18 protein-coding genes and 2 pseudogenes are annotated in these 25257 nt (G+C 49.4%); 8 read left to right on the top strand and 12 right to left on the bottom strand.

The features are described from left to right. Nucleotides 1-13: 13 nt before the first annotated feature. The 7 genes from tssH to tssB all read right to left on the bottom strand — a co-directional run bounded on the left by tssH (nucleotide 14) and on the right by tssB (nucleotide 9128). Complete coding sequence (tssH, locus tag GW591_RS17370; protein ID WP_119262426.1) at nucleotides 14-2671, bottom strand: type VI secretion system ATPase TssH; 2658 nt, start codon at nucleotides 2669-2671, stop codon at nucleotides 14-16. Nucleotides 2672-2833: 162 nt separating this feature from the next. Then, nucleotides 2834-3325, bottom strand: a complete 492-nt coding sequence (gene hcp / locus GW591_RS17365) for a type VI secretion system effector Hcp (RefSeq protein ID WP_013577830.1) — start codon at nucleotides 3323-3325, stop codon at nucleotides 2834-2836. Between the two features lie 32 nt (nucleotides 3326-3357). Then, nucleotides 3358-5052 carry an OmpA family protein gene (locus tag GW591_RS17360; RefSeq protein ID WP_119262427.1) on the bottom strand — a complete coding sequence of 565 codons (1695 nt, stop codon included), beginning with the start codon at nucleotides 5050-5052 and terminating at the stop codon, nucleotides 3358-3360. A 3-nt stretch (nucleotides 5053-5055) separates the two neighbouring features. Further along, nucleotides 5056-5709, bottom strand: coding sequence for a type VI secretion system protein TssL, short form (gene tssL / locus GW591_RS17355; RefSeq protein WP_119262428.1), 654 nt, complete (start codon nucleotides 5707-5709; stop codon nucleotides 5056-5058). Beyond that, on the bottom strand, nucleotides 5706-7043 hold the full coding sequence (gene tssK, locus GW591_RS17350) for a type VI secretion system baseplate subunit TssK (protein ID WP_119262429.1): 1338 nt from the start codon (nucleotides 7041-7043) through the stop codon (nucleotides 5706-5708). The genes tssL and tssK overlap by 4 nt, the downstream gene beginning before the upstream one ends. Before the next feature lie 11 nt (nucleotides 7044-7054). Then, nucleotides 7055-8602, bottom strand: coding sequence for a type VI secretion system contractile sheath large subunit (gene tssC, locus GW591_RS17345; protein ID WP_119262430.1), 1548 nt, complete (start codon nucleotides 8600-8602; stop codon nucleotides 7055-7057). Between the two features lie 31 nt (nucleotides 8603-8633). Next, nucleotides 8634-9128, bottom strand: a complete 495-nt coding sequence (gene tssB / locus GW591_RS17340) for a type VI secretion system contractile sheath small subunit (RefSeq protein WP_121019810.1) — start codon at nucleotides 9126-9128, stop codon at nucleotides 8634-8636. An 846-nt stretch (nucleotides 9129-9974) separates the two neighbouring features. On the opposite strand from tssB, the gene GW591_RS17335 reads away from it, so the two are divergent. Further along, nucleotides 9975-11522 (top strand): methyl-accepting chemotaxis protein, encoded by a 1548-nt coding sequence (locus tag GW591_RS17335; RefSeq protein ID WP_119262432.1) that lies wholly within the window; start codon nucleotides 9975-9977, stop codon nucleotides 11520-11522. Between the two features lie 72 nt (nucleotides 11523-11594). Here GW591_RS17335 and GW591_RS17330 read toward each other — a convergent pair. Beyond that, nucleotides 11595-13131, bottom strand: a pseudogene (locus GW591_RS17330) (methyl-accepting chemotaxis protein). A gap of 405 nt (nucleotides 13132-13536) precedes the next feature. Between GW591_RS17330 and GW591_RS17325 the strand changes: the two are divergent. Together GW591_RS17325 and ovoA are read left to right on the top strand one after the other, a co-directional pair. Then, nucleotides 13537-14661 (top strand): tyrosine-type recombinase/integrase, encoded by a 1125-nt coding sequence (locus GW591_RS17325; RefSeq protein WP_119262433.1) that lies wholly within the window; start codon nucleotides 13537-13539, stop codon nucleotides 14659-14661. Nucleotides 14662-14807: 146 nt separating this feature from the next. Continuing rightward, nucleotides 14808-16949: a 5-histidylcysteine sulfoxide synthase gene (gene ovoA, locus GW591_RS17320; protein WP_013577821.1), complete on the top strand. Its 2142-nt coding sequence runs from the start codon at nucleotides 14808-14810 to the stop codon at nucleotides 16947-16949. A 297-nt stretch (nucleotides 16950-17246) separates the two neighbouring features. Here ovoA and GW591_RS17315 read toward each other — a convergent pair whose 3' ends face one another. After that, on the bottom strand, nucleotides 17247-17414 hold the full coding sequence (locus tag GW591_RS17315) for a YhfL family protein (protein ID WP_013577820.1): 168 nt from the start codon (nucleotides 17412-17414) through the stop codon (nucleotides 17247-17249). A 505-nt stretch (nucleotides 17415-17919) separates the two neighbouring features. On the opposite strand from GW591_RS17315, the gene GW591_RS17310 reads away from it, so the two are divergent. Further along, nucleotides 17920-19350 (top strand): tannase/feruloyl esterase family alpha/beta hydrolase, encoded by a 1431-nt coding sequence (locus GW591_RS17310; RefSeq protein ID WP_225444967.1) that lies wholly within the window; start codon nucleotides 17920-17922, stop codon nucleotides 19348-19350. A gap of 420 nt (nucleotides 19351-19770) precedes the next feature. Beyond that, nucleotides 19771-20637, top strand: coding sequence for a helix-turn-helix domain-containing protein (locus GW591_RS17305; RefSeq protein WP_013577818.1), 867 nt, complete (start codon nucleotides 19771-19773; stop codon nucleotides 20635-20637). A gap of 64 nt (nucleotides 20638-20701) precedes the next feature. Here the strand turns inward: GW591_RS17305 and GW591_RS17300 are convergent, their stop codons facing one another. Continuing rightward, nucleotides 20702-21481, bottom strand: coding sequence for a (S)-acetoin forming diacetyl reductase (locus GW591_RS17300; RefSeq protein ID WP_013577817.1), 780 nt, complete (start codon nucleotides 21479-21481; stop codon nucleotides 20702-20704). A gap of 229 nt (nucleotides 21482-21710) precedes the next feature. Here GW591_RS17300 and GW591_RS17295 point away from each other — a divergent pair, with 229 nt between their 5' ends. The 3 genes and pseudogenes from GW591_RS17295 to GW591_RS17285 all read left to right on the top strand — a co-directional run. After that, a complete protein-coding gene (locus GW591_RS17295; protein ID WP_119262438.1) occupies nucleotides 21711-22124 on the top strand; it encodes a hypothetical protein in 414 nt (137 codons plus the stop codon). Nucleotides 22125-22282: 158 nt separating this feature from the next. Next, nucleotides 22283-22471 (top strand): hypothetical protein, encoded by a 189-nt coding sequence (locus tag GW591_RS17290; protein ID WP_037033048.1) that lies wholly within the window; start codon nucleotides 22283-22285, stop codon nucleotides 22469-22471. A 609-nt stretch (nucleotides 22472-23080) separates the two neighbouring features. Continuing rightward, nucleotides 23081-23746: pseudogene (locus GW591_RS17285) on the top strand (porin); the annotation flags it as partial. Nucleotides 23747-23826: 80 nt separating this feature from the next. On the opposite strand, the gene GW591_RS17280 reads toward GW591_RS17285, so the two are convergent. Both GW591_RS17280 and GW591_RS17275 read right to left on the bottom strand, forming a co-directional pair. Beyond that, a complete protein-coding gene (locus GW591_RS17280; protein WP_013577814.1) occupies nucleotides 23827-24951 on the bottom strand; it encodes a site-specific integrase in 1125 nt (374 codons plus the stop codon). Continuing rightward, entirely contained in the window at nucleotides 24935-25177 is a 243-nt protein-coding gene (locus GW591_RS17275) for an excisionase (RefSeq protein WP_013577813.1), read from the bottom strand. The genes GW591_RS17280 and GW591_RS17275 overlap by 17 nt, the downstream gene beginning before the upstream one ends. Between the last annotated feature and the right edge of the window lie 80 nt (nucleotides 25178-25257).

Below are 25257 nucleotides of genomic sequence, written 5' to 3'. Positions count from 1 at the left end.
CCATTACCGATCTTTATTCTGCGGCAGCATCGTCAAATTCCAGCGTGATCCCTTCGTCCTCATCCCAGCCCAGTGCCAGCGCCGTGGTGCGTTGTTGCGATGCCATGCGTTGCAACAGTTGCTGGCTCAGTACCGGCAGGATTTGCTGATTGAGCAGGCTGTCGATGTTGCGCGCACCGGTATCCGGCAGCAGGCAGGCAGCGACCAGCGTGTCGTACAGACTTTCTTCGATGGAGCAGGTCAGGCCATAGTGCTTGTTCAGACGTTTCGCGACTTGTGCCAGTTTCATCTCAACGATAGTGCGCAGTGCGACGGCGTTCAGCGGACGATAAATCAGTGTCTGGAAGCGGGCGAGCAGGGCGGGCTGGAAATGATCGCGCAGGATCGGGCGCAGCAGTTCCTGTAAATCGCTGTCAGTGGTTTCCGGCTGTTCATCCAGCAGTTGCATCAGGTGGTCGCTGCCGAGATTGGCGGTCATCAGGATCACGGTATTGCGGAAGTCGATTTCACGTCCTTCGCCGTCGCGCATAAAGCCGCGGTCGAACACCTGATAGAACAGGTTGATGACATCACGGTGGGCTTTTTCCACTTCATCGAGCAGGACGACGCTGTACGGACGTTTACGCACGGCTTCGGTGAGAATACCGCCCTGACCATAACCGACGTAGCCCGGAGGTGAGCCTTTCAGCTGGGATACGGTATGCGCTTCCTGGTATTCGCTGAGGTTAATGGTGATAAGGGATTTTTCGCCGCCGAACAGGCAGTCAGCAAGGGAAAGTGCAGTCTCCGTTTTACCCACGCCGCTCGGACCGACCAGCAGGAATACGCCCAGCGGGCCGTTCTCGGACGTCAGACCGGTTTTGGCGGCGCGCAGACGTTGTGCCATGTCGGTCAGGGCATGATCCTGTCCGACGACCCGTTTGTTCAGGTGATTTTCCAGTTGCAGTAAATCGGTCTGCTCATCTTTCAGCAGGCTGGTCAGCGGCACGCCGGTCCAGTCGGCAATGACTGTCGCAACGGTGCGGACGTCCACGTCAAGAGACAGCAGCGGGGCGCTGCCCTGCAACTGGGCCAGTTCTTGCTGCAGCGCGTGAATATCTTCCTGACGGCTGATGTCCTGACGGATTTCCAGCAGCTTATGCGTCAGGGCTTTTTCGGCTTCGTACTGCGCTTCGAGAGCGGAAAGCTGGGCATTGAGTTCGCGGTCAAGTTCGCCAATTTTCTCCAGACGTTCGCAGTGGCTCTGGCTGCCCAGCGCGATGTCTTCCAGCAGTGCCTGCTCTTCCATTTCCAGCGCGGTGATTTGCGCCTTCAGACGGGTCAGATCTTCCGGCAGCGTATCCAGACTCATGCGTACACGGGCAGAAGCGGTATCTAACAGGTCGACGGCTTTGTCCGGCAACTGACGACCGGTGATATAACGTCGCGAAAGGCTGACGGCGGCTTTTACCGCTTTGTCGGTGATGTGTACGCCGTGGTGTTGTGCGTAACGGGATTTCAGACCGCGTAACATCAGGCACGCCATCTCGTCGTCCGGCTCATCGACCTTAACGATCTGGAAGCGGCGTTCAAGGGCGGCATCGCGCTCAAAATATTGTTTGTACTCGCTCCATGTTGTCGCAGCAATGGTGCGCAGTTCGCCACGGGCCAGGGCCGGTTTCAGCAGGTTAGCGGCGTCCGCGCCACCGGCCTGATTGCCCGCGCCAATAATAGTGTGCGCCTCGTCGATGAACAGCAGCACCGGCGTCGGCGATTGCTGTACGGCATCGATAACATTTTTCAGACGCTGCTCAAACTCACCTTTCACACCGGCACCGGCCTGCAACAGACCGAGGTCTAAGGTGCGCAGGCTGACAGTTTTCAGGCTGTCCGGCACGTTGCCTTCACTGATGCGCAGTGCAAGACCTTCCACCAGCGCGGTTTTACCGACGCCCGGTTCACCGACCAGAATCGGGTTGTTTTTACGACGACGGGAGAGAATATCCACCATCTGACGGATTTCATTGTCGCGGCCAAACACCGGATCAATCTGACCCGCTTTGGCTTTTGCCGTGACATCCAGCGTGAATTTATCCAGCGCGGCCTGCAGCGCTTCGCTTAACGACTGGCCGGTAACACCAGACTCTGCTTTTTGTGTCGCTGAGTTTTCAGAAAGCGCGGAAGGTGTGCGGCTAAGGCTTTCCTGTTGTTGCAACTCCGGGCGCTCTTCGGACAAGGCATCCAGCACGGGCTTGAGGCGACGGATATGTTCTTCGCTCAGGCTGAACAGCGGCCATAACCCTTCGCAGCGCAGCAGACGCGGTTGCGCCATCAGCGCCTCCAGCAAATTGACACTGCGGATGCTCTGGTTGTCATCCTGCAGTGATGCCGCCAGCCAGCCCGCTTTCATCAGCGATTGCAAATCCTGAGAAAGTTGAGGACGCGAATGTACTGAACGCGGCAGGGCATCGAGATGTGCCAGCAGGCTTTGCCACAGCGCATCCATATCCCATTCATAGCGGCGGGCCAGCACGGTGATGTCGCCTTCGCCCAGTTCCAGCAGTTTGAGCAGCCAGTGCTCAACGGTAATTTCATTGTGGGCGCGGGTCTGGCAGAGCGTCGCGGCGGCTTCCAGCGCTTTCGCGCAGTACGGATTTAAGCGGCGAAGTAAGACAGCTGACTGATGTTCCATGCTAAATTCCTTTTTTAGGTACGCTACCGCCCTTAGCCTTTTCCGTTGCAGGAAACCCAGGCCCATAAGGTCGATGTCCGGTGGTGTTTTTGTTTGCTCAACCGCCAGGCAGCGGCTCAGGAAACAAAAACAGCAGACGGTGAACCGTCTGCTGATAAGGTCTTACGCGGTAGTACGTTCGTTCCAGGAATCGGAATGAATGATGTTGCCGTCTTTGTAGGTCCAGGTGATTTTTTCGTAACGCAACTCGATAGCTTCGAGGTGGTTGTGTTTCTCTTTAGCCGGATCTTTGATGTCGTGCATTTTTGGCGCGACTTTTACCAGCTTGACGTTTTCCAGTTTAGTGTTGAAATACTCCACTTCCTGGCCCGCGTCATTGATGCGATACCATTTGAACTCAGCAGATTTCAGGGTCTGGCCAGTGGTCACCGCTTTGTACAGGTACGGGCTGGAGGAATCGATTTCTTTGGTAAACAGGAACGGGGTGTGAATACGAGTACCCGTCAGTTTGCCGGTGTTGTTATCGGTCGGGATATACAGGTTGTGATCCTGTGCAACCACTTCGATGCTGCCTTCGCGATCTTTAACGTCTACGGAGCCTTTAATGTCCGCACCGCCGTCGTCTTTCAGCCACAGATAAACAGGAATTGCCATGGGTAGTTCTCCATTTCTAAGGTAAACATTCATCAATCATTTGATGAACTTGGGGTTGCTGATGCTTTGCAGGCATCTGCCTGTGGCACCAGACTGATTTCGACACGACGGTTAGCCGCACGGCCTTCCGGGGTATCGTTTGTTGCAACAGGGCGTGTTGCGCCGTAGCCCTGTACGGCAAAGCAGCTTTCGGACACGTCGCCGGTATCACGCATCCAGTTGCGTACTGACTCTGCACGTCTGAGTGATAACATTTGATTGGATTTATCATCACCTGTGTCATCAGTGTGACCCGCTACCACTATCAGCCAGCCCGGTTTGGCTTTGATCCCAACCAGCGCGTTGATCAGCACTTTGGTGGAGCTTGTTTTAAGTTCGGATTTACCCACGTCAAAAAGTGACAGGGAATCTAGCCGGATCGTTTTCGGCCCCTGAACAATTTGATTGATCACCGGCGGAGGCGGAGGGGGGGGAGTCCAGCTATTGATGGCGGTCTCCAGTGGTGCGACCAACCGCATCCCCTGATATAAGCCCAATGACATACGCATTGGTGCTCCGCTGCGCAGCCAACCATCCAGTAAACCGGCGTCGGTGCGTAATTGTTGCTGAGCAATGAGCTTTGGCGAGGAGGGTGTGCCGGTGAGACGGTTATACAGGGCGAGATGGTCACCCACGCTTTGCACCAGACGCTGGTTATTTACAAAAGACGCCAGCAGGGCGAAGAGCAGGAAAACACCACATAGCAGCCCTGCCAACTGACAGGCTTGCATCAGCCGGGAAACGCCATGACGTTGCGGCAGATAGGGCAGCAACACCTCCGGCAATGGCAGGCATTCTTGTGAATGGACAACGCCGGGGGTTAGCGTAGTCACGTCACCTATGTGCGCTTGCCACAGATTGTCCAGACTCCCGGCGACGGGCGTAAAACAAGCACCCCATGCGCAAGGGGTCAGCGAGGGGACATCGCTTTGCTGACGCGTCAGAATGCTGCTGACGTGAGTTTCAAGCCAGGGCAGCAGGCTTTCTATCCAGAAGACCGTGCTCAACCTTTCCTGAGTGTTTCTGATATCCAGTTGCTGGCTCCAATCCATCAGCGGTATGACGCCTGCCCCTGCTTCATGAACCTGAACGTTCTTATTTCCCGGAATGATGGTAAACCACCGCTCAGCCAGGGTGTCTGTTACCACAGGCGGAGATAGCCAGGTGCTGACCCAGACGGGGGGAATTCCAGCCAGCCAGTTTTTGCATTGCACAATGGCACGGTGCCAGACATGGAGTTTTTGTGCGAAGTCGTCCTTATTCTGATGTTGCTCGGGGACTATGGCCAGAAGAATGGAGATCTGGGCGATTAGCGCCGGGCGTTCTGCCGCGAGATGCTTTGCCAACAAAGGCAAGTGCTCTGGAAAAGTGACCGGCAGATACCAGCCCTGACCTGTTTCACGGAAAGGGACCGAGTCGGAGAACAGCGGAGCACTGTCGCCACAAACCAGCACAACAGCGCCCTGAAAATCCTCAGGCGGAAGAACAGCGTCCGAAATATGTGCATGTGCAATTTCATTACGGTGATTTTTACGCCACTGAATATAGCCCGTAGCACCACTAATGATGACCACCAGCATGCTCAGTGCCATACGGCTTCCTGTGCCGAGCGGCCAGAAGCCGAGAATCAGCCATAAGGACAAACAGGTCGCCAGAAGCAGCAGTATTAGCTGTGTTAATCCGCGCATCCGTCAGTGGTTCCCTGTCAACTGAGAGACCATACGTGTCAATTGCGTATTTAGGACGAACCAGAGCGCAATCAGAATCACGATGCCTGCAACCCATGAAAACCAGTAGGTTCTGCGTCCGGAGCGCAATCGCAGCGAACGTGAAACAATGGGCATTTCCTGAGCCGAGGCGAAAGGCGGCACTAACTGATTTAGCTTGCGAACCACATCTTCTCTGCGCTCATCCCCTTGTTCGCGATAACGGCCAGAGAAACCCAACGTCAGCGCACGGTAAAAGCAGGTGAGCACCGCAATATCAGGAGCAGGTTCATGGAGCACATTGCGAATACGTTCCCATAACTCTTCCCCGGCATTCAGAGTATTGAAGTAGCGTGCCTGAAGTGGGTCTTTAAGCCATTTGGTGTTTCCGCTATCGGGTTCCTGGCGGTTAAGTACACTTTCATCTAATAAGGCACATTGCGTATAAAGCATGTGGTCGCAACTAGATTCGCTGAATCCTGCGCGTGATAAGGATTCTCTCGCGCCATCAATCCAGTCGCAGGCGCGGCGGTAAAGAGCCTCACCATCTTCGATTTTCTGGCCGTTACGCAACTGGCTGACCATCAACCAGCAGGGATAAAAAACTTCATCAACAATTGATCCATTTATCTTGCTCATGAGCGCAACACCGCAAATAGTTCAAGTTTGATTTCACCCAGTGAACCTGGGGTATAGAAAGCGCAGTTTCCAGCATCCAGCATTGCCTGGGCGGCAGCACTGTTCAGGTCCAATGCAAAATATTGGTTTTCAAGGCGCAACGGGATAGCGGCCGGTACATGAGACAGCGCCCTCATTACGACACCATTCAATGCCACGTTGACCACGTCAGAAACATCCTCAAAACTCCCTGCTTTGCAGAGCAGCGGGAACTGAGTTTGCAGCAGGTGGTTTGGAATGGATGAGCGCACGGAAAGATAGAAATCAGCGCCGTCGCGCAGACGGGAATCATGCAGCGATCCGGTCCAGAACTGGCCTTCATGCGTCAGTTCAATCGCGACCATACGTGATGGCAGACTGGCTTCGAGCAGGGCATCCAGCAGGGTAAACAGCGGAGGGAAAACGTTTTCCGGCGCATTATGCTGATACAGAGGAATATCTTCTGCCTTATGCTCGAGGGAAAACGTCAGCAGACTGCCCGCCAGACGCACCAGTTCACGATAGAACAGTTCAGGATGGCGGGCAGGGGACTGATAAAGCTCCATCAGCACAGGTTCGGCACTGTTCAGTGCGTTCAGTAACCAGAACAACGATACGTCGGCTACTGCAAAGTCGGCCATTCGCTCATTGCTTTCGCGGCGCATCGCCATCAGGCGTCGACGGCGGGCCTGAAGGCGGTGAATTAAATCACCGAGTTCCGTCAGGACTGCCGGAGAGGACGACAACGAGAGCATTGGCGGAATGAACTCTGCATCCGGTGTCCATTGGCCTTGTGCATTACGCACAAGACGTACAACAGGGCAGGTCAGATACGCGCTGTTTTCCTGATGGGCAAAACGGAGCGTTATCGCATAACGCTGAATAGCCAGTTCTGTCCGTTCATGCCCTGATAACTCCTGCACGGTGACCCATTCCTGCTGCCAACGACGTGGACGTTCACTGTCCTGACCGTCATCCAGATTGCCGCCATTGGCTGAAAGCAGAGGTAATGCCAGCACGACATCAACGCTGTCCCGGTCAGAAATTGCAGATAAATCGCAAGCTGGAGGCAAATTATCCGCCAGCTCGGTATCAATCAGCGTCCCATCAGGAAAACGAACCTTCAGGCGTAAAGCATTCAACCTGGAAAGGGCTAATGAGCCGATGTCGAATGTTGCATCAATCACTCCCCAGGGATTTGCCAGAGCCATATGAGCAACCCTGTCAGACACAAAAGCATCCCAACGGGCTTGTTGCTGGAACTGTTGCGGGGCCAAAAAGGCCCCGTCGCTCCATAATGGGCGATAAATTTTCATCGTTTCTCCGCTTATGCCTTAGCTTTAGGCATCTGAGAAACCAGTGAAAGATTCACGTCCATACCTTCCACCTGGAAGTGCGGCACGGCGTAGAGTTTCACACGGAAGAAGCCAGGGTTGTCTTCGATATCTTCGACGGTCACTTTGGCGTCACGCAGCGGGTGAGAGGCTTGCAGGTCGTCGCCCGGGTCAGTCATTTCAGTGACCAGCGTACGGATCCAGGTGTTCAGTTCCAGTTCCAGCAGACGGCGATCTTTGGTGGTACCGATATTTTCACGCTGAATTAGCTTCAGATAATGCGCGATGCGTGACAGCAGGAAGATGTACGGCAGACGCGCATTGATGCGGCTGTTTGCTGTGGCATCAGCAGTGTCATACAGCGCCGGTTTCTGTGCGGAGTTGGCGGAGAAGAAGCAGGAATAATCGCGGTTTTTGTAGTAAGACAGCGGGATAAAGCCCAGATTGGCAAATTCAAATTCGCGGGTTTCAGGGATCATCACTTCTGACGGGATTTTCACCTGATTGCCGGTGCCGAGATCGTACAGATGGATCGGCAGATCAGTCACTGCACCGCCCGCCTGCGGGCCGCGGATTTGCACACACCAGCCATTTTTGATGAAGCTTTTCACCATGTTGGCCGCAAAGGCGAACGCCGCGTTTGTCCAAAGATATTTCTCGTGATCCGGACCTTTCACTTCTTCAACGTAGTTGAAGCTGCGAACAGGAACGGTATCCGGACCATACGGCAGGCGACCGAGTACGCGCGGCATGGTCAGACCGATATAGCGGGAATCGTCAGAATCGCGGAAGGATTTCCACTTGATGTATTCCGCACGGTCAAAGTAGTTGCCGATATCTTTAATCGCCGCCACTTCTTCCATGGAATCTTTCAGGAAGAATTTAGGGCCGACCGCACCGACGAATGGCATATGCGCAGCGGCAGATACTTTAGAAATGTTACGCAGCAGGGCGACATCTTGCGCCGACGCGTCAAACTCGTAGTTGGAAATCACAGAACCGATTGGCTCGCCGCCCGGTGTGTCATATTCCTGAATGTAGGTATGACGGTACAGGCCGCTCTGGATGATCTCAGGACAATCTTCGAAGTCCTGACGCAGGTCGTCTTTAGATACATCCAGCACTTCGATTTTTACGTTCTGGCGGAAATCAGTACGATCAACCAGGAACTTCAGGCCACGCCAGCCGGATTCAATACGCTGAAATTCCGGGTGATGCATGACCACATCTAACTGACGGCTGATCTGGCTGTCGAGTTCGGCGATATGATGATCGAGCAGGGTTTTGTCCAGCCGTTCAACGGTTTGGCCTGACAACTTCAGGCGCTCAAGGAAGACCTGTACAGCGGCAGTGACACGCTGATCAGCGGTAACATCTGCCAGCGCAGACGTATCCTGAAAATCGTTCAGATCACCCAGTGAGGACACAGGCGTCAGGTTGATTTTATCAAACAGGGAAGCGTATACCGTACCGGCTTCAGGGCGATCCAGAACCGTTGTCTGGCTGGAAGAAGAGTTTTCAGTGTTGACTGACATGAGCATTATCTCGCATTAATCCATTAAGTGGAGGCAATTACGCCTTTGGCGCCAGGGCATTAAGTTCAGTGCGCAGTTCATTGCTCAGCGCAGGATCTTTTAGAATGGCTTCGAGCTCTTTACGGAAGGTGACGTTGTCGAGCAGATTGGATTTGAGGTCACGTAATAAGTTACGCATTGCCAGCATCGCGCGCAGTTGGGGGATCTGACGGGCAACCTGTTCTGGCTCAAAATCTTTCATTTCATTGAAATTGAGAGAGATATTTTCTTCGCTGCGATCACCTGTTAGCGTATTTTCCACAGTCAGGTTCAGTGAAGGGCTGAATTCAGCCAGTACGCTGTTAAAGTTATTCTTATTAATGTTAACTTTTTCGCGTTCAGATAACGGACGGTTCTCTTTTCCATTACTGTAATCACCCATTACCATCAATTTTAACGGTAATTCGACTTTCTTCTGTGCGCCGCCAGTGTGTAGATCAAGTTTTATGTTAACGCGCGTTTTCGGAATTTCATTCTGGAAGCTATTAGACATGCTTATCCCTTACTTATAGAGTGATAAACGCTGCCAATGATTCTTAAAATATGATATTGGCAACCCTGCCAAAACTACATCCTTTTCCGAGGAAAACGTCGGAATAATTCAGGGTCACAAGCGATTCAAAATATTTATGAGAAACATTTCGCAGTGTGTTTTGAATTTTTCTGAAAATAATATTGCAGGTAAATACCTGTGGTGACATTTTAGGTAAATATTACGCAGCATTGACATTTAAATGGTGTAACAAAACATTTCTATTGGTGCGGCGTGACATATTCGCTTATGTTCATTGATATATAGGAGTTTTATCCAAACTTTCAGCAGGCCTTATAGAATGCGGGTGTGACTTAAGTAAAATTTTATGAGGGTATGCAGATTCAAGTGAAAAGTGACAAAAAATAAATTAACTATTCTTTTAAATTGCTTCATTAAAACCATTCAACTTAACTCAGTATCGTATTTAATTCATAATCATTTCTCTATAAAAACAATAATAGTATTCACGGTGGTAATGTTTACAATTAATTTTCAAAAATAGTTCCATGAAAATTTTTTCATTTTTAGTGGGGTTAGTTGTATTAATAACGATAAGCAGGGGGGTAAGTATCCTGCATGAGGTCATATTCATATCTTTAATATAAGTGTTAGCAATAATTTTTTTGGGAAACACTCAGATTACTCACAGGTGTTTTGACTGCAGTAAACGTCTTTAAACATGTTCGGAAATTTCTCCTACGATCGATCATCGTGCCACAAATTGCAGATAGTGCGCTGGAAATATTAAACATTTGAACAGGAATGCCGATAAACAGATTCCCGCTTTATTTTGAGAATCTCCCGATGTCGCTTAAAAAGTCGTCTTTACTTGTTCTTGTTATTCTTTTCGCACTCTTTTTCACCAGTATGCTTTCGAATGTTTGGCTGCTCATCCGGAGTAATCATTCACTGGATGATGTGAACAAGGAAATCCGTGTGGTGCTTTCTATTATCGACCCCATTAACCACAGCCGAACCTCGCGTGTTCGCGTGATGGAATATATGAAAGAAATTGAAAATGGAGACGGTCAGCAGTCAAAATCTGCTCTGGACAGAGTCACTGAGGTCATCGGTAAAGCCGATGCGGCGTTTCAGACGTATCTTGATGTGCCGAAATTGCCTGGTGAAAGTGAACTGGCCGATGAATACCGCAATACGTACCAGGACTATCGCCAGAACGGTATCCAGCCCTTGATTGACGCTGCAAAGTCCGGTGATCAGGTAGCGTTCAAAGCCCGGATCCCTGCGGTGGTGAAACTCGATCGTCAGTATGAAATCGTGTTGGATAAAGTGTTGGCCCTCCATGAACAGTACGCAAAAAATCTTAATAATGTTGCACAAAGTCATTTCAAATTTGGTATCGGTTTGACGGTCGGTTTTGGTTTGTTATTTCTGATCATCATTATCAGTGTTCTGGTGTTAATGAAGCGCTTTGTTCTGCTACCGCTGCTGAGTTCTCGCGATCACTGCCGTCAGATTGCTGAAGGTTATCTCGATACGCCAGTACCGGTGAAAGCCAAATCCCGCAGTGAGATTGAAGAGTTGATGCAGTCGATAGAACATATGCGCCAGTCGCTGACCAGAATTATAAGGCAGGTACGCGACACCAGCCATACCGTGGCGCATGCATCGCAGGAAATCTCCGCAGGTAATATTGATCTGGCTTCCCGCACTGAACAACAGGCCGCTGCGCTGACACAAACCGCCGCCAGCATGGAAGAACTTGGTGCGACGGTAAAACAAAATACCGAAAATGTCTCCCGGGCAAGCAGTCTGACACGTGAAGCTGTCCAAAACGCGCGCGCAGGCGAGAAAGTCGCTCAGGACGTGATTGGTACGATGGGGCGTATTAACAGCAGTTCGAAAAAAATCGAAGATATTACAGGTGTGATCAATAGTATCGCTTTCCAGACAAACATTCTGGCGCTCAATGCCGCTGTTGAAGCGGCACGCGCGGGTGAGCAGGGGCGTGGATTTGCAGTGGTGGCCAGTGAAGTGCGCAGTCTGGCGCAGCGCAGCGCCATGGCAGCAAAAGAAATCGAAAGTCTGATTTCTGAATCGGTGGCGAATATTCGCGAAGGTTCGGATGAGGTCTCGCGCACCGGCGATTCCATTTCAGCGATCATTTCCTCTGTCACTCAGATTAATATATTAATGGAACATATCTCGATAGCCTCTGATGAACAAAGCCGCGGGATTAGCCAGATTGAACAGGCGGTGACAGAAATTGATGGCGTGACGCAACAAAACGCAGCGCTGGTTCAGGAATCAGCTGCCGCAGCGGCCTCGCTGGAAGAACAGGTTCTTCATCTGACCCGCTCAGTATCAGCTTTCAGATTGGCAACAGTGTAATCAGATCGTTGTAATGACATAGCTTATTGAAATAGATGCGGTGATTAGCCGCCTCTATTTTACTCAATAACGTTACCGGAACACCCCCACGGCTTCAACCAGACGGTCGGCCTGTTGCTTCAGACCTGAAGAAGCATTGGCACCTTCCTGAACCTGAATTGAATTTTGATGTGTGATGCGGTCCAGTTCTTCAATGGCTTTAGCAATATCCAGTAATCCCTGATTTTGTTCGCCAGTGGCACTTCGGATTTGCCCGATCAGTGACGTCACATTTCGCACCTGAGAGACGATGTCGGCCATCGTTTTCCCTGCCTGATCAACCTGCTTCGATCCCGACACTACCGTTTCCACACTGCTGTCGATCAGGCGTTTGATTTCGCTGGCTGCGCTGGCACTTCGTTGCGCCAGGCTGCGCACTTCTCCGGCAACCACGGCGAAGCCTTTGCCTTGTTCACCCGCGCGAGCCGCTTCAACAGCGGCATTGAGCGCCAGAATGTTCGTCTGGAAAGCGATGCCATCAATAACATTGGTGATGGTGGCAATTTGTCGCGAACTGCCGGTGATTTCCTGCATAGTGCCGACAACTTCCTGCATAGCATTGCTGCCTTTTTCTGCCGCCGCACTTGCTATCAGTGAAAGTTTGTCGGCTTCGGCTGCCGTCTGTGTGTTGCTTTCAACTGTCGTGCTCATCTCATTCATTGCTGCAGCAGTTTGTCCAACGTTAGCGGCAGTTTGTTCAGTACGTTGACTCAGGGCTTCATTACCATTCGCCAGTGACTCACTGGCCGTGCGGACTTTGTGCGCCTGGTCGTTGACATCATCCACCATCCAACGGCAAATCAATCCGAGCTGGCCAACAGATCGTAACGTCATACCAATTTCATCGACCCGCTCCATTGGCGTGATCGTATGACTCGCGCCGCTGGCAACACGCAAGGTCTGACTGCAAAGCTGTTCGACCGGGCGGGTAATCTGCCATTCCATCCAGAAATTCAGCAACAGAATGAAAAATGCATTGAGTGCCAATGCGGTATTCATCTGTATCACGGGCAGGGTAGTCAGCGCAGAAATGACGAGTGAGTTAAGGACGAGTAAAACCAGCAAACCGCTGCGGATCCGCCAGCGCACAGAAAGTGTTTTTAAAATAGAAAAACTGCGGGTAATGCCGGTACGGATCAACAACCCCCGATGCAAGCGGCGGTTGTTCAGTTCGCCGCGATTCATTTTGTCATAAAGCGCCTGGGTCGCATTAATCTCTGCAGTAGTCGGTTTGGTGCGGACAGAAAGGTAACCTTTGGTTTTACCACCACGAATGATCGGTACGACGTTGGCACGAACCCAATAATGATCGCCATTGCTGCGGCGGTTTTTCACCAGTGCTGTCCAGGGGAAACCCTGTTGTAATGTAGCCCACATATCTTTGAATGCCGAAGGAGGCGCGCACAACATTGTGAGGCTGCCCGATAATATCTTCACTGGCAAAACCGCTAACTTCTATAAATGCATCGTTGGCGTAGGTAATACGGCTTTCGGCATCTGTCGTTGACATCAATGTTGCGTCGTCAGGGTATTGATATTCCCGTTGTGATATTGGCTGATTATTGCGCATAGTGACATTTCCATGGCCAGACTGCGGTTTAAGTGAGATTAAGGATCCTTAACTATTAACATTTCGGCATAAGCAAAATTTTCTTTAGGGAAACATGACGTTATTTATGACGACAATCGTTATTAGGGCGAATGCATACGGGTGAAAACGTCGATTTTTTCGCCAATCCATAACGTATAACGAAGATATGAGTAAAAAATATGCGTTATATCATTATGTCTGTCGATTTTATGAACAACACACAACGGCTGGCTCACCATAATTCCCCTTCATAATCGCTCTATTTTTCGTTATTAGTGATCTGTGTGACTCCAGACTTAATAGGTCTGGAGTCATAAACCTTTTGCCTAAGATCCTCAGGCTTGTTATAACTCCGGCCTGTGATTTTTGAGGTGAATTGGGCAGATGAGTAAGATCGGATCCGTAACAATAGTCGAAGGAGATTTTGCTGCCGGAAATGTTGGTCAGCATGTTTTGGCTTATCTGCAGAATGTGAAAATGACACCGCTTGCCAAACTGGATGATTTTGATGAGGAGGGCAATGCGACGGTCGGGCAGGTGATCAATATCTGGATCCGGCTTTCACTGATCCTGACACGACGTCGGCCAGAAATTGCTGTTTCATCCCTGATGAAACATGTGTTGCCAGTGATCGGCGAAGTGCCTCTGAATAAAATCACCCGTTTACGACTGAACCGTTTGTTTAATGTACTGCTGGCGGACGGGAAAGTTTCAGAAGCAAAACGGGTATTCGCGCTTTGTAAGCAATTTTTTGGCTGGGCAGAAACCCAGGGATATCTGGCACATTCGCCACTAAGTACCATGAAGCGCCGCGACGTCGGCGGTCGGAATACCCCGCCACGCGAACGAACGTTAACCGATGCTGAAATCTGGGTTTTCTGGCATGGCCTTGATTTATGGGATATTTCTGAACAATGTCGCTGGGCATTGCGGTTGTGCCTGCTGACTGCACGACGACCAGATGAAGTGGTGCGCGCCAGAAAAGATGAGTTTCATTTGCAGATCGGCATCTGGCGACAGGGTACGCGAAATAAATCGGCCCGTGATCACAGCCTGCCGCTGACGCCATTAATGATCACCTGCATCAATGCTCTTCTATCAGCCAGTCCGAAACACAGTCCCTGGCTGGTGCCTTCACCGCTCGATGCACAAAGGCCGTTATCACGCGGTGCGGTGACACAGGTTATACGCCGCCTGCTACGCGCGGAACGGGGGCCGGGGATTGATGCTTTTACCACCCGCGATTTACGCCGTACGGCGCGTTCCAAGTTATCCTCCCTGAATGTGCCGAATGATGTTGCGCGCAAAATTATGAATCATTCGCTTGAAGGGATCGACCGTGTTTATGACACTCACGATTATCTGCCGCAGATGAAACAGGCGCTGGAAGCATTTTCTGACAATATTCAGGGCATCATTGATGCACCAGATTACTACGATTTACGTCATCATTTTGAGGGCGAATCTCTGCATGTTCGTGAAAGTTCGCTGTTGTTTATGGAGAGATAGCGAGCATAGGCCCGATTTTAAGGTTATGTTAATGTCTGACGATTGAGAATATAAAGCCGGTAAAAACCAGACCGGGAATAAGCCAAAGATGTGACCTGCTACAATTGTGTATTGATTTGGCAACGCAAGAAGACAGAGGACTAATAATGCTTTCAACACAAAACAAGGCTATCGGGTTGCCAGAACCGACGCAGACCATTTTGCTAAGCACCGGAACAGCGGAAGAAAAACGTCAGGAAATTCGCGATTATTTCATTCAAACCTGGGAGCTGTACGAGAGCCTGTTTGATTGTCTCGCGGATGAAAGAGCCTATTTCAATAAGGCAATTTCGCTTCGCCACCCGCTGATTTTTTATTTCGGTCATACCGCCACTTTTTATATTAATAAGCTGATGGCTGCAGGGCTGATTCCTCAACGTGTTGATTCACACATCGAAGCGATGCTGGCGATCGGTGTGGATGAAATGAGCTGGGATGATCTCGACGATCAGAACTATAACTGGCCATCTGTTGTTAACTTGCGTCAATACCGCGACAAAGTACGTGAAGAAGTGCTCGGTATTATTGACACCATGGCGCTGAGTTTACCCATCGGATGGGACAGCCCTGCCTGGGTGATTCTGATGGGCATTGAACATGAGCGCATTCATCTGGAAACATCCAGTGTATTGATCCGTCAGTTGCCGGTGGAATGGGTTAAGCCACAATCTCACTGGCCTGTGTGTGGAATCGCCCGTCATGACCGCAACAGCGTACCTGATAACACTATGCTGGCGGTGAAAGGTGACATTGTCACGTTGGGTAAGCAGGATGATACCTACGGCTGGGATAACGAATACGGCACATCTCAACAGAAAATTCAGGCATTTAGTGCCAGTAAGATGCTGGTCAGTAACGCTGAATTTTATACTTTTATACAGGCGGACGGCTATCACGATGCCCAGTGGTGGGATGAGGAAGGGCTTGGCTGGCGGGATTTTGCGCGGGCTGAAATGCCCACTTTCTGGGTGGGTTCGCCCCGCGAACCTGAACGGCTGAAACTTCGCCTGATGACTGAAGAAGTACCGATGCCATGGGACTGGCCTGCTGAAGTTAATCAACTGGAAGCGGCAGCATTCTGTCGCTGGAAAGCGGCGCAGACCGGTGAATCAGTACAGTTGCCGACTGAAGCTGAATGGATGATTCTGCGTAATCAGGTGCAGGGTGATCAGCCAGACTGGGAAACAGCACCGGGAAATATCAACCTCGCATGGTGGGCATCATCCTGTCCGGTTGATCATTTCGAACAAGGTGATTTTTATGATGTTGTGGGGAATGTCTGGCAATGGGCGTCTACGCCGATCAGTGGATTTGACGGCTTTCGTGTTCATCCTTTATATGATGATTTTTCGACGCCAACATTCGATGGTAAACATTCCATGATCAAAGGCGGAAGCTGGATTTCAACGGGCAATGAAGCGCTAAAATCTTCGCGTTATGCTTTTCGTCGCCACTTTTTCCAGCATGCCGGTTTCCGCTATGTGATTTCCAGCCATCAGGAAGTGGTGAAAGTGAATCCTTATGAAACTGACGGGCTGGTGGCGCAGTATCTTGATTTCCAGTACGGTCCGCGTCATTTCGACGTAACGAATTATGCAGTTCAACTGGTTGATATTGCAGTTGAAAATACAGTTAATCGTGGCAGGGCGCTGGATATCGGGTGTGCTACGGGACGTGCCAGTTTTGAACTTGCACGTCATTTCGACTCTGTGGTTGGAATGGATTATTCCGCGCGATTTATTGATGTCGCTCTGGCTCTGGCACGCGGTGAAGCCTGTCGGTATGTAATCCCGGAGGAGGGCGAACTGGTGGATTATTGCCAGGCTTCGCTCGCTGATGTCAATATCTCAGCAGAGCAGACAGTGCGGGTGAATTTTGTGCAGGGTGATGCCTGTAACCTGAAGCCGCAGGCGGAATTATACGATCTGGTCCTGGCGGCTAATTTGCTGGATCGACTGCGTGAACCTGCACGTTTTCTGACAGATATTACGCCAATGATTCGTTCTGGCGGCTTACTCATGCTTTCTTCACCTTACACCTGGCTCGAAGAGTTTACACCGAAAGAGCACTGGCTGGGCGGGTTCCGGGAAAATGGTGAAGCTGTTACGACGCATCAGGCGTTGAAACGTTTGCTGGCGAGTGGATTTGAAGAGGTTAGGCAACCGGCAGATGTTCCGTTTGTGATCCGTGAAACGGCGAGGAAATTCCAGCATACCGTAGCGGAACTTACACTGTGGCGTAAGCGGTAAATTCTCTATTTCTGAAAGAGGTTAATGGTCGCTTATGCGGCCATTTTTTTATCCGTGCTGATGGAGGCTGGTCAATAAATCTAAGACACGTTCGTCCTGAAGAAATACAGAAGACACTTTTGGTTAAGTTTTTGGTGTTTTGATTTATCTGAATATATGTATGTTGTAACTAAAATTGGCTGGTATGATCTTATGGCTCGGTAATGAAAAAAGGGGGAAACGGTAAAGATTATGAATTCAGGCGTTGCAGAATAGCAAATGCCGGACACTGAGGTCCGGCATGACAAAACTCGCTACTTATTTCTCTGCCGGACCACAACCCCCGATCATTTTAGAAATTGAAATCGCAGGGTGCAGCAAATAAGTATAGTCACAATTTTTCTCTTTATTAAAAACGCTACCGGTACAGCCTGAAAGTGTCGTAACTACCGCAGCGAGAAGAGCTAACTTAAATAAGTTTTTCATATAAATTCCTTTTTAAAATAGATGATTATGTATATAGGCCGTCATTTTAAATTCAGGCAAACGCGAATATACGCTTAACATCCATAACAGGCAAATAAATACCCATCACTGCGCATTTTTAATATTACCCTGCCTTGCTTTATTTTAAGATATTCATTATTAATATGTTTATAAACTCAATGATGTCGATAATTTTGCGAGAGATTAATATTCATCAGATATATAATTAATGCATATTGTGACCATTTTTTTAAACACTGAATAGTCAAAAGACTTCTTTAACAGGTCATTTAATGACAAACTGCCGCTACTTAGCCGCCGGAATGAACGTTGTCTGATGAAAGCTCCCTTCTGCCTCTGCTTGCTTATGCTGTTCACCGCTACTGTTTTAGCTGCCCCTGAAAAAGGCCTCACCGAAGCACAGTGCGTCGCCTTAAAAAATGTGCATATCAATGCAGACGCAATCGGGCTTCCGACAAGGGGGGCGCGGGTCACCACAGTGGCAATGGCGGGCCATCCGGGTAATCAACATTGCAAGATTGAAGGGCAGATCAGGCCCGTCGATCTCAACGCGCCCGATATTAATTTTCAGCTTTACCTGCCGCTTGACTGGAATGGTAAAGCCCTGCAACTGGGTGGCAGTGGTTTTGACGGTGCGATTAAAGACGCTGATACAGCACGTCTGGCGCCGGCAGCAACACCCGGCGCAATAAAGCAAGGTTATGCCACGTTTGGCAGTGATTCAGGCCATCAGGGCGGAGTATCCGATGCTTCCTTTACCCTTAACGGGGAAGCCTGGGATAACTTTGCCGGTGCGCAAATCAAGAAAACACACGATGTGGCCGTTGCCTTGATCCAACAGGCTTATGGTCGAAAACCTGCTCACATGTATTTTCAGGGTAATTCGCAAGGCGGCCACGAAGCGCTTGCGGCGATCCAGCGCTTCCCGCTTGACTATGACGGCGCGATTGCCATTCATCCGGTGTATAACGTCGTTGAACTGCACATGGCCGGGATCAGTATCGGGAAGGCAATCTACAACACGCCGGGCGCGTGGATTTCGCCGGCCAAAGCCGCACTGATTGCCAATGCCGTTACCGGTGCCTGTGACAAACTGGATGGTCTGGCTGATGGTGTAGTCGCCAATCCGGATGCCTGCAGTTCGACATTTAAACTGGCTCATCTGCGCTGCCCGGATGGGAAAGATATAGGCGCCAACTGCCTTTCAGATACGCAAATCGCGCTGGTCCAGATGCTTAATAAACCGGTGCCTCTGGGTGTCAACCTGCTAACTGGCGATCACTTTGCCCCATGGCCAATTTTACGTGGTGCAGACGCTTCTGCGTTAGTCAGTGTTTTTGGTTCCGGTGCAAACAAGCCAAAACCAGAAGCCAGTAATATCATTATTTCATTCCCTTACATGATGGGCGATCAAGCTGTCCGCTACGAAGTGATGCGAGATGCAAATTACGACTCTCTTCAGTTTAATCCCGCAGCCCATGAGACGAGGCTGAAAGAACTGGCGGCACAAATCGATAATGATAGTGCCGATATTCACACTTTTGTGCAGCATGGAGGCAAACTTTTACTGATGCATGGCACGGCGGATATGGCTGTTCCGCCGGGAAACACCGTAGCGTATTACGAGAAGCTGAAAGCTGAATTTGGTGAGCAAGAACTTCATCAGTTTGCCCGTTTCTACCTGGCACCGGGTTTCACGCACAGCAGCGGGACATATCGGGTGAGTTGGGATTCATTAGGAACCCTGGATAAATGGGTTGTTCATGGGATAGATCCGGGTCAGCAAGTGATGATTGATACAAACAAAGCAACTGCCGGGCGCGAAATGCCGTTGTGTGATTATCCGTTATTCCCACGATACAACGGACAGGGTGACACGAAAATGGCCTCCAGTTTTACCTGTTCCGCCAGATAATATTTCTCATATTCACTTTTCTGCCTGCCTCGGCGGGTATGCTTTTGCAGGAGATTGCAAGTCATTTACCTATATAAATTCACAGGTGAATGAGCGTTCTCAAATAACTTGAACATCCGTTCAAGTCTTGGCATTATCCTCAGCTATCTACTTTTCTTCGGTTACTCCTGTGGCTTATCTGTGTAAAGCAGCATGGATGCCATGTCACGCCTGGAAACGCTCGGGCTGAGCGCAGACTGTGCAGAATACAATCTTAACCGCGCCATCGAAAATGAGCTTTACGCCTGCCGAACGGTATGTGAGGAAACCTCTGATGTCTAAAAAACGTTAGCCAGAGCGCGGATGCCATTGTAGTGCATATGATTTCAAAATCTGTCGCGTCCTAATCACGCGACTTTATTGCAGCACAGGGAGTTCATTTTGCAGAGCGAACAAAAACCTGATTTTCATGACGATTTGATCAAAGAGTTACTCTACTGGATCGAAGTCAACTTAAGTGATCGTCTGACCATGGAAAAAGCCTCAAAAAAAACCGGCTATTCACCATGGTATCTTCAGCGTTTGTTTAAAAGTAAAACGGGTTACGCACTAGGTAAATACATTCGTGACCGCCGTCTCACGATGGCCGCTATCGCGTTGCGTCTGACCAATATGCCTATCCTCGATATTTCGTTGTACTACTCGTACGATTCGCAGCAAACGTTCACCCGATCGTTCAAGAAGAATTTCGCCGAAACTCCCGGTACGTATCGCCGCAATGCATCATGGACCATGAACGGGATCACCGCGCCGCTTACCGTCGATGAGTTTCCGCAGCCGGAATATGAAATCGTAGAGTTACCGGTGATGGCGTTTGAAGGGGATACGATCTCGCATTCTTACCCCATTGAAGCCTTATTCAACAGTAAGAATCACGTTCACCGCGCGGAGTTGCTGCGTTATCTGGAAACACCGGAATCTCTGCGGGCACCGGTCTGGGGATTGTCGGACTGCCGGCCTGATACGAATGATGAAGTGGCGAATGCGTTGCAGATGGATTATACAGTGGCGCATCAGGTACACACCAGCGACAGCCACAACATCCTGGTTCCGGCCAGCCGTTATCTGAAGATCAACTATCCGTACGATCTTAGCCGGTTGAACGATTTTATTCTTTATCTGTATTCTGTGTTTTTGCCTACGCTGGGTCTTGAATTTATTATGCAACCGGACCTGGAGAAGTACTCGCGTGAATCTGCGCTCAAAGGCGTGACCTGCGAATACTATATTCCGCTGGCCACACAGTGATCAGGTAGAAAAGAGAAACAAAAAAGCCCCTCATTATGAGAGGCCTGACGGGCGGGAAAGGGGATCAGTTGAACACCATACCGCCGTCGATCAGCAAAGCCTGACCCGTCATGTAATCAGAATCCGGCCCGGCCAGATAAGAAACGCAAGCCGCGACATCTTCCGGCTCAGAAAGGCGTTTCAGCGTAATATTCTTGGCGAATTCTTGTGTACCATAGCCCGCCGGTTTTCCGGCTGCCGCTGACACCTGACGGTCTATTTCTTCCCACATCGGTGTTTTCACAATCCCAGGACAGTAGGCATTGACAGTAATACCCAGCGAGGCCAGGTCACGCGCTGCAGTTTGTGTCAGCCCGCGCACCGCAAATTTACTCGAACTGTAGATCGCCAGTTCAGGGTTACCCACATGCCCGGCCTGTGATGACGCATTAATAATTTTGCCGCCATGCCCTTGTGACTTGAACGCTTTGACCGCCGCCTGAATGCCCCAAATGACACCTTTCACGTTGATATTATAAACTTTATCGACGATTTCCGGGGTGATGTCTTCAATCAGTGTCGTCGGCGCAATCCCGGCATTATTAACGATGACGTCAAAACCACCGAGTTGCCTGGTGGCCGCTTCTACGGCAGCAAAAACTTGCTCCCGGTCTGAAACGTCCGCCAACTGAGCAATGGCTTTACCACCGGCATGATTAATTTCTTCGGCAACTTTTTTCGCTGTTTCCCCATTAAAATCCACCACGGCCACAGCAAAACCATCCTTCGCCAGACGCAGTGCAATCGCGCGGCCGATCCCCTGACCACCACCTGTCACTAAAGCCACTTTTCCATTTTTAGACATACGACTATCCTCTATGTATTCGGTATCTTCTTCAGGTGCTGCGCGCAAGACACGGTCTACCCGACCCGGTGCCGTTGCGTGAGCTATCCACTGGTTTACGCCTGCCGCTCCCAATGTGCAATTGTTAAGCACGGTCATTAACTTTTTCTGATTTGGTCAAACGCAAATGGCTGTTCCTGCCAGCAAGTCGTTTAGAATGGCATACGTGTAAGAGAGTAAGGATGCAGAAATGACCGGCAATAATATTGTTCTTTTCCGTGAACGCCTGACTGCACTGGTGCGTTCATTACAGATTGCGCCTGACGTTGCCGAAAATCAGGTACTGGACCGGATGGCGCTCTGCTTTCGCAAGTTGCTGAATTTTTTCGCTGAAAACAATGAACTGACGCAGCAGGTGTTTTTGCTGCCACCTCTGGCGCAAGAGACACAGCGTTTGCTGATCAACCTGATGGCAGAAAACCTCGTGCAAAATCAGCAAAGCAAACTTTTCCGCAAAGAAATTTCTGCCGTCATGCTCGCGCAATGTTTTACCGGCATGCTGGTACAATTCGCGCAAGATCCCGCAGATCCGGCATTACGTCATCAGCAAAGTCTGGCCTGTGCAAAACTGTTCTGCGAAGGCGTTTGGCTGCGGGAGTTATAGTTCAAAACTTCATAAAGAAAGCAAAAATGGTTGGTTCAGTTTGCCGTTCATAAAAGGTTTACTACGTTCATTCCCGCGGCAGGCATCGTTTGCCACGATTTTGAAACCAGCGTTAAAGAAAGCTTTGATTTTGAAGCTGCGATTAACCGGAGGCCTGTATGTCAATCACTGTACACACTGCTGAGCGCCGTTCGCTATGGCAACGTATCACGCACCGCAAGGTCAGTCATCCACCAGCGGAGAGGGCGCAGGATACATCCCGTCTGCTGGAAAGCTTTCTCGCCACAGGCTGTCTTTACGGTATTGATGTGGGGAACAGTGATCCGGCCTGGTTTCGCCGCTCCTGATCGTTATATCCGTTTATTGCGGTTCAGTTACTGGAACGAGCTGTGCCATGAGAGAAGCCTTCTCCTGAAATTATGTGCTGTACCCTGAATAGCCGGTGTTTCCGCTGCGGATAACGCAACCGTGACATCTGTTATGCAGGTTGTTGTGGAAAGTCTCTCTGACCTCGTCGTAGAAATTTTAGTTCTCTCTCATTTGTTGAGCCCATAACTTTCGCCGGTTATGGGTTTTTTTATGCAAAAAAAAGCCCCGCAGTCAGGCGGGGCGACATACTAACGCCGTTAACAGGGGTAAAACGGCGACTAAAAAGAATATAAGTAAAACCAAGGAAGGGTAAATAGGATTGCAGTGATGATTCCACAACCCGGAAATAAAGTACCACAGAAAAATATATAATTATAAATACATATTTTATATGAAATTAACTATAACATTCATTCGAAATATTGATAATACCGACAGAAATAATTAGTAATAAATAATAAAATTAAAACCGATAATTTATCTACAGAACCACGGAACTCTGCAGGTAATATTAATACGAGTCTAACTCATTGAAAATATATATATAATAAATTCAAGTATCCAATTAAATGATAAAGGAATACATCATGAAATTAAAAGCATTGGCACTTATTATCCCGGCATTACTGGTTGCAGGCGCAGCTCATTCCGCAGAAATATATAATAAAGACGGCAATAAACTGGACCTGTATGGCAAAGTTGATGCACGTCACCAATTTTCAGATGATGCAGGTCAGGACGGCGACGTAACGTATGTTCGTGTAGGCTTTAAAGGTGAAACCCAAATTACCGATCAACTGACCGGTTACGGCCAGTGGGAATACAACGTCCAGGCTAATAATTCTGAAAATACAGGTACATCAGGCAACGCCACCCGTCTGGGCTTTGCAGGTCTGAAATTCGCTGACTTCGGTTCATTCGATTACGGCCGTAACTACGGCGTTGTGTATGACATTGAAGCCTGGACCGATATGCTGCCAGTGTTCGGCGGCGATACCTACACCTCTTCTGATAACTTTATGGTTGGTCGTACTAATGGCGTTGCGACTTACCGTAATACAGACTTCTTTGGTGAAGTAAAAGGCTGGAACTTTGCGCTGCAATATCAGGGTGCGAATGATGGCGATAACAACAGCGAAGACATTAACTATACACCAGCAGGTGAAGGCACGAATAATGGCCGCGACGTTCGTCATCAGAATGGTGATGGCTATGCTCTTTCTACCACTTATGACTTCGGTATGGGTATCAACTGCTAACTGACTATTATTTAAGAGTAAATGTTCATCCCTGCAAAACTCCTGCAAAATTCTTCTGCAAAACGGCATCTTAATTAAACAACAACTTCCTTCCAGTCTTTCCCCCGGTCGTCGTTATACTTCTCCGTCATTTGACTATTTTTATGTCCAAGTAAAACTTGCGTGTTTATTCCTTGCTCTCTGAACAAGCGTTCCGACAATGACCTCTGTTCATGGAATGTTGGAGGATTCTCTCCCTCCCACAGCAGACCACTTTTATCTCGGGCTTCAGCAAATCCTTTTGAGAGTGTGCTTTTAGTTATCTGCCCACCACGGGTACAGTTTCTTCGTGAACGGTGATGATGCAAGATCCACTGACTCAAAACAGAATCTCGGCATTCAGCTATCACATCCTGAAGAGACAGTCCCAACGCCTCACATTTCAAAGAAAGGGGTATAGCTACTTTAGCCCCGGTTTTTTGCTGAACTACATGAAGTTTGTCATCCCAGATATCAGTAAATTTCAACTTTGATATATCTCCTATCCGTTGGCCTGTAATTAAGGCCAATAGCATTGCCCTGGGAATATGCACCGGTAACGTTAATGCAGCCGAATAAATGGCTTTCCATTCATCAAATGAAAGTCTCTGTCGTGAAACTTTTGCCCGAGGTTGTTTTGTTGCCTTCGCAGGGTTATAACCAGCCGGAACTTCACCTGCATGCTGAGCTTCTTTGAATACATCACTTAGATTCGAACGCACCATCTGCGCCATCCTTCCCTGACCTTTTTCAATGTAAATATCGAGGATCCCAGCAATATCTCTGGCACCGACTTCCGACAATGGTTTTATCCCGCAATGAGAAATTAATGCTCGTAAAGAAGGTTCCCGCAATTTCGCTGTATCGGGTTTTATTTCACCAGCTTTAACCCTTTCTAGCTGAATCGCTCTGTATTTATCAACCCATGCATTGGTAGTGATGCCTTTATTCACTTCACGGCTAATTTCATTTCTTACTCTCAGGAGATTTGCCATTTTCCTCTGATTGAGTTGCATATTCGCATCTATTGCGATTGCTTTTGCCTCCTCTTCGTTGTCCCCCAAACCGTGGAACTTACCTGTGGCTGGATGCTTGTAACGCCAGTAAACCTTATTGGTTCTGGCGTCCATGTAACACGACAGCCCGGGAATATTCACGTTATATTTACGTGGACGTGCCATCTTCGAGAATCCTCATTAAACGTGGATCTATATCCTTGTTGATCACAGGCTTCTCAGCTATCCCAATGAAACGCGCTGATGCTTCAACACGCCAGCACCGCCCAGCTTTAAAGGGCAGGGGGTATATCATTCCATTTTTCGCATACCTCATCAGCGTTGGTCTGCTAGGTATTGGCGCGGAAAACTCTTCGAGAGCCCATTCATCAAGCGTTAATGTTCTCGTCATATATCACTCCACACGTTTAATTATAGCCAGCTGCACACCGGTTTACTGACTGACCCGAAATCGGCCGTAATATTTTCCAG

The organism is Rahnella aceris, from assembly GCF_011684115.1.
Taxonomy (GTDB): Bacteria; Pseudomonadota; Gammaproteobacteria; order Enterobacterales; family Enterobacteriaceae; genus Rahnella; species Rahnella aceris.
This window is presented reverse-complemented; position numbering and strand designations above follow the sequence as displayed.

What these genes read in the sequence shown, in the direction of transcription:
- tssL (WP_119262428.1), bottom strand. Translation starts at nt 5,709, where the DNA reads ATGAGCAAGATAAATGGATCAATTGTTGATGAAGTTTTTTATCCCTGC.
- GW591_RS17280 (WP_013577814.1), bottom strand. Translation starts at nt 24,951, where the DNA reads ATGGCACGTCCACGTAAATATAACGTGAATATTCCCGGGCTGTCGTGT.
- GW591_RS17325 (WP_119262433.1), top strand. Translation starts at nt 13,537, where the DNA reads ATGAGTAAGATCGGATCCGTAACAATAGTCGAAGGAGATTTTGCTGCC.
- GW591_RS17300 (WP_013577817.1), bottom strand. Translation starts at nt 21,481, where the DNA reads ATGTCTAAAAATGGAAAAGTGGCTTTAGTGACAGGTGGTGGTCAGGGG.
- GW591_RS17295 (WP_119262438.1), top strand. Translation starts at nt 21,711, where the DNA reads ATGACCGGCAATAATATTGTTCTTTTCCGTGAACGCCTGACTGCACTG.
- tssH (WP_119262426.1), bottom strand. Translation starts at nt 2,671, where the DNA reads ATGGAACATCAGTCAGCTGTCTTACTTCGCCGCTTAAATCCGTACTGC.
- GW591_RS17290 (WP_037033048.1), top strand. Translation starts at nt 22,283, where the DNA reads ATGTCAATCACTGTACACACTGCTGAGCGCCGTTCGCTATGGCAACGT.
- hcp (WP_013577830.1), bottom strand. Translation starts at nt 3,325, where the DNA reads ATGGCAATTCCTGTTTATCTGTGGCTGAAAGACGACGGCGGTGCGGAC.
- tssB (WP_121019810.1), bottom strand. Translation starts at nt 9,128, where the DNA reads ATGTCTAATAGCTTCCAGAATGAAATTCCGAAAACGCGCGTTAACATA.
- ovoA (WP_013577821.1), top strand. Translation starts at nt 14,808, where the DNA reads ATGCTTTCAACACAAAACAAGGCTATCGGGTTGCCAGAACCGACGCAG.
- tssK (WP_119262429.1), bottom strand. Translation starts at nt 7,043, where the DNA reads ATGAAAATTTATCGCCCATTATGGAGCGACGGGGCCTTTTTGGCCCCG.
- GW591_RS17335 (WP_119262432.1), top strand. Translation starts at nt 9,975, where the DNA reads ATGTCGCTTAAAAAGTCGTCTTTACTTGTTCTTGTTATTCTTTTCGCA.
- GW591_RS17310 (WP_225444967.1), top strand. Translation starts at nt 17,920, where the DNA reads ATGGCGGGCCATCCGGGTAATCAACATTGCAAGATTGAAGGGCAGATC.
- GW591_RS17275 (WP_013577813.1), bottom strand. Translation starts at nt 25,177, where the DNA reads ATGACGAGAACATTAACGCTTGATGAATGGGCTCTCGAAGAGTTTTCC.
- GW591_RS17360 (WP_119262427.1), bottom strand. Translation starts at nt 5,052, where the DNA reads ATGCGCGGATTAACACAGCTAATACTGCTGCTTCTGGCGACCTGTTTG.
- tssC (WP_119262430.1), bottom strand. Translation starts at nt 8,602, where the DNA reads ATGCTCATGTCAGTCAACACTGAAAACTCTTCTTCCAGCCAGACAACG.
- GW591_RS17315 (WP_013577820.1), bottom strand. Translation starts at nt 17,414, where the DNA reads ATGAAAAACTTATTTAAGTTAGCTCTTCTCGCTGCGGTAGTTACGACA.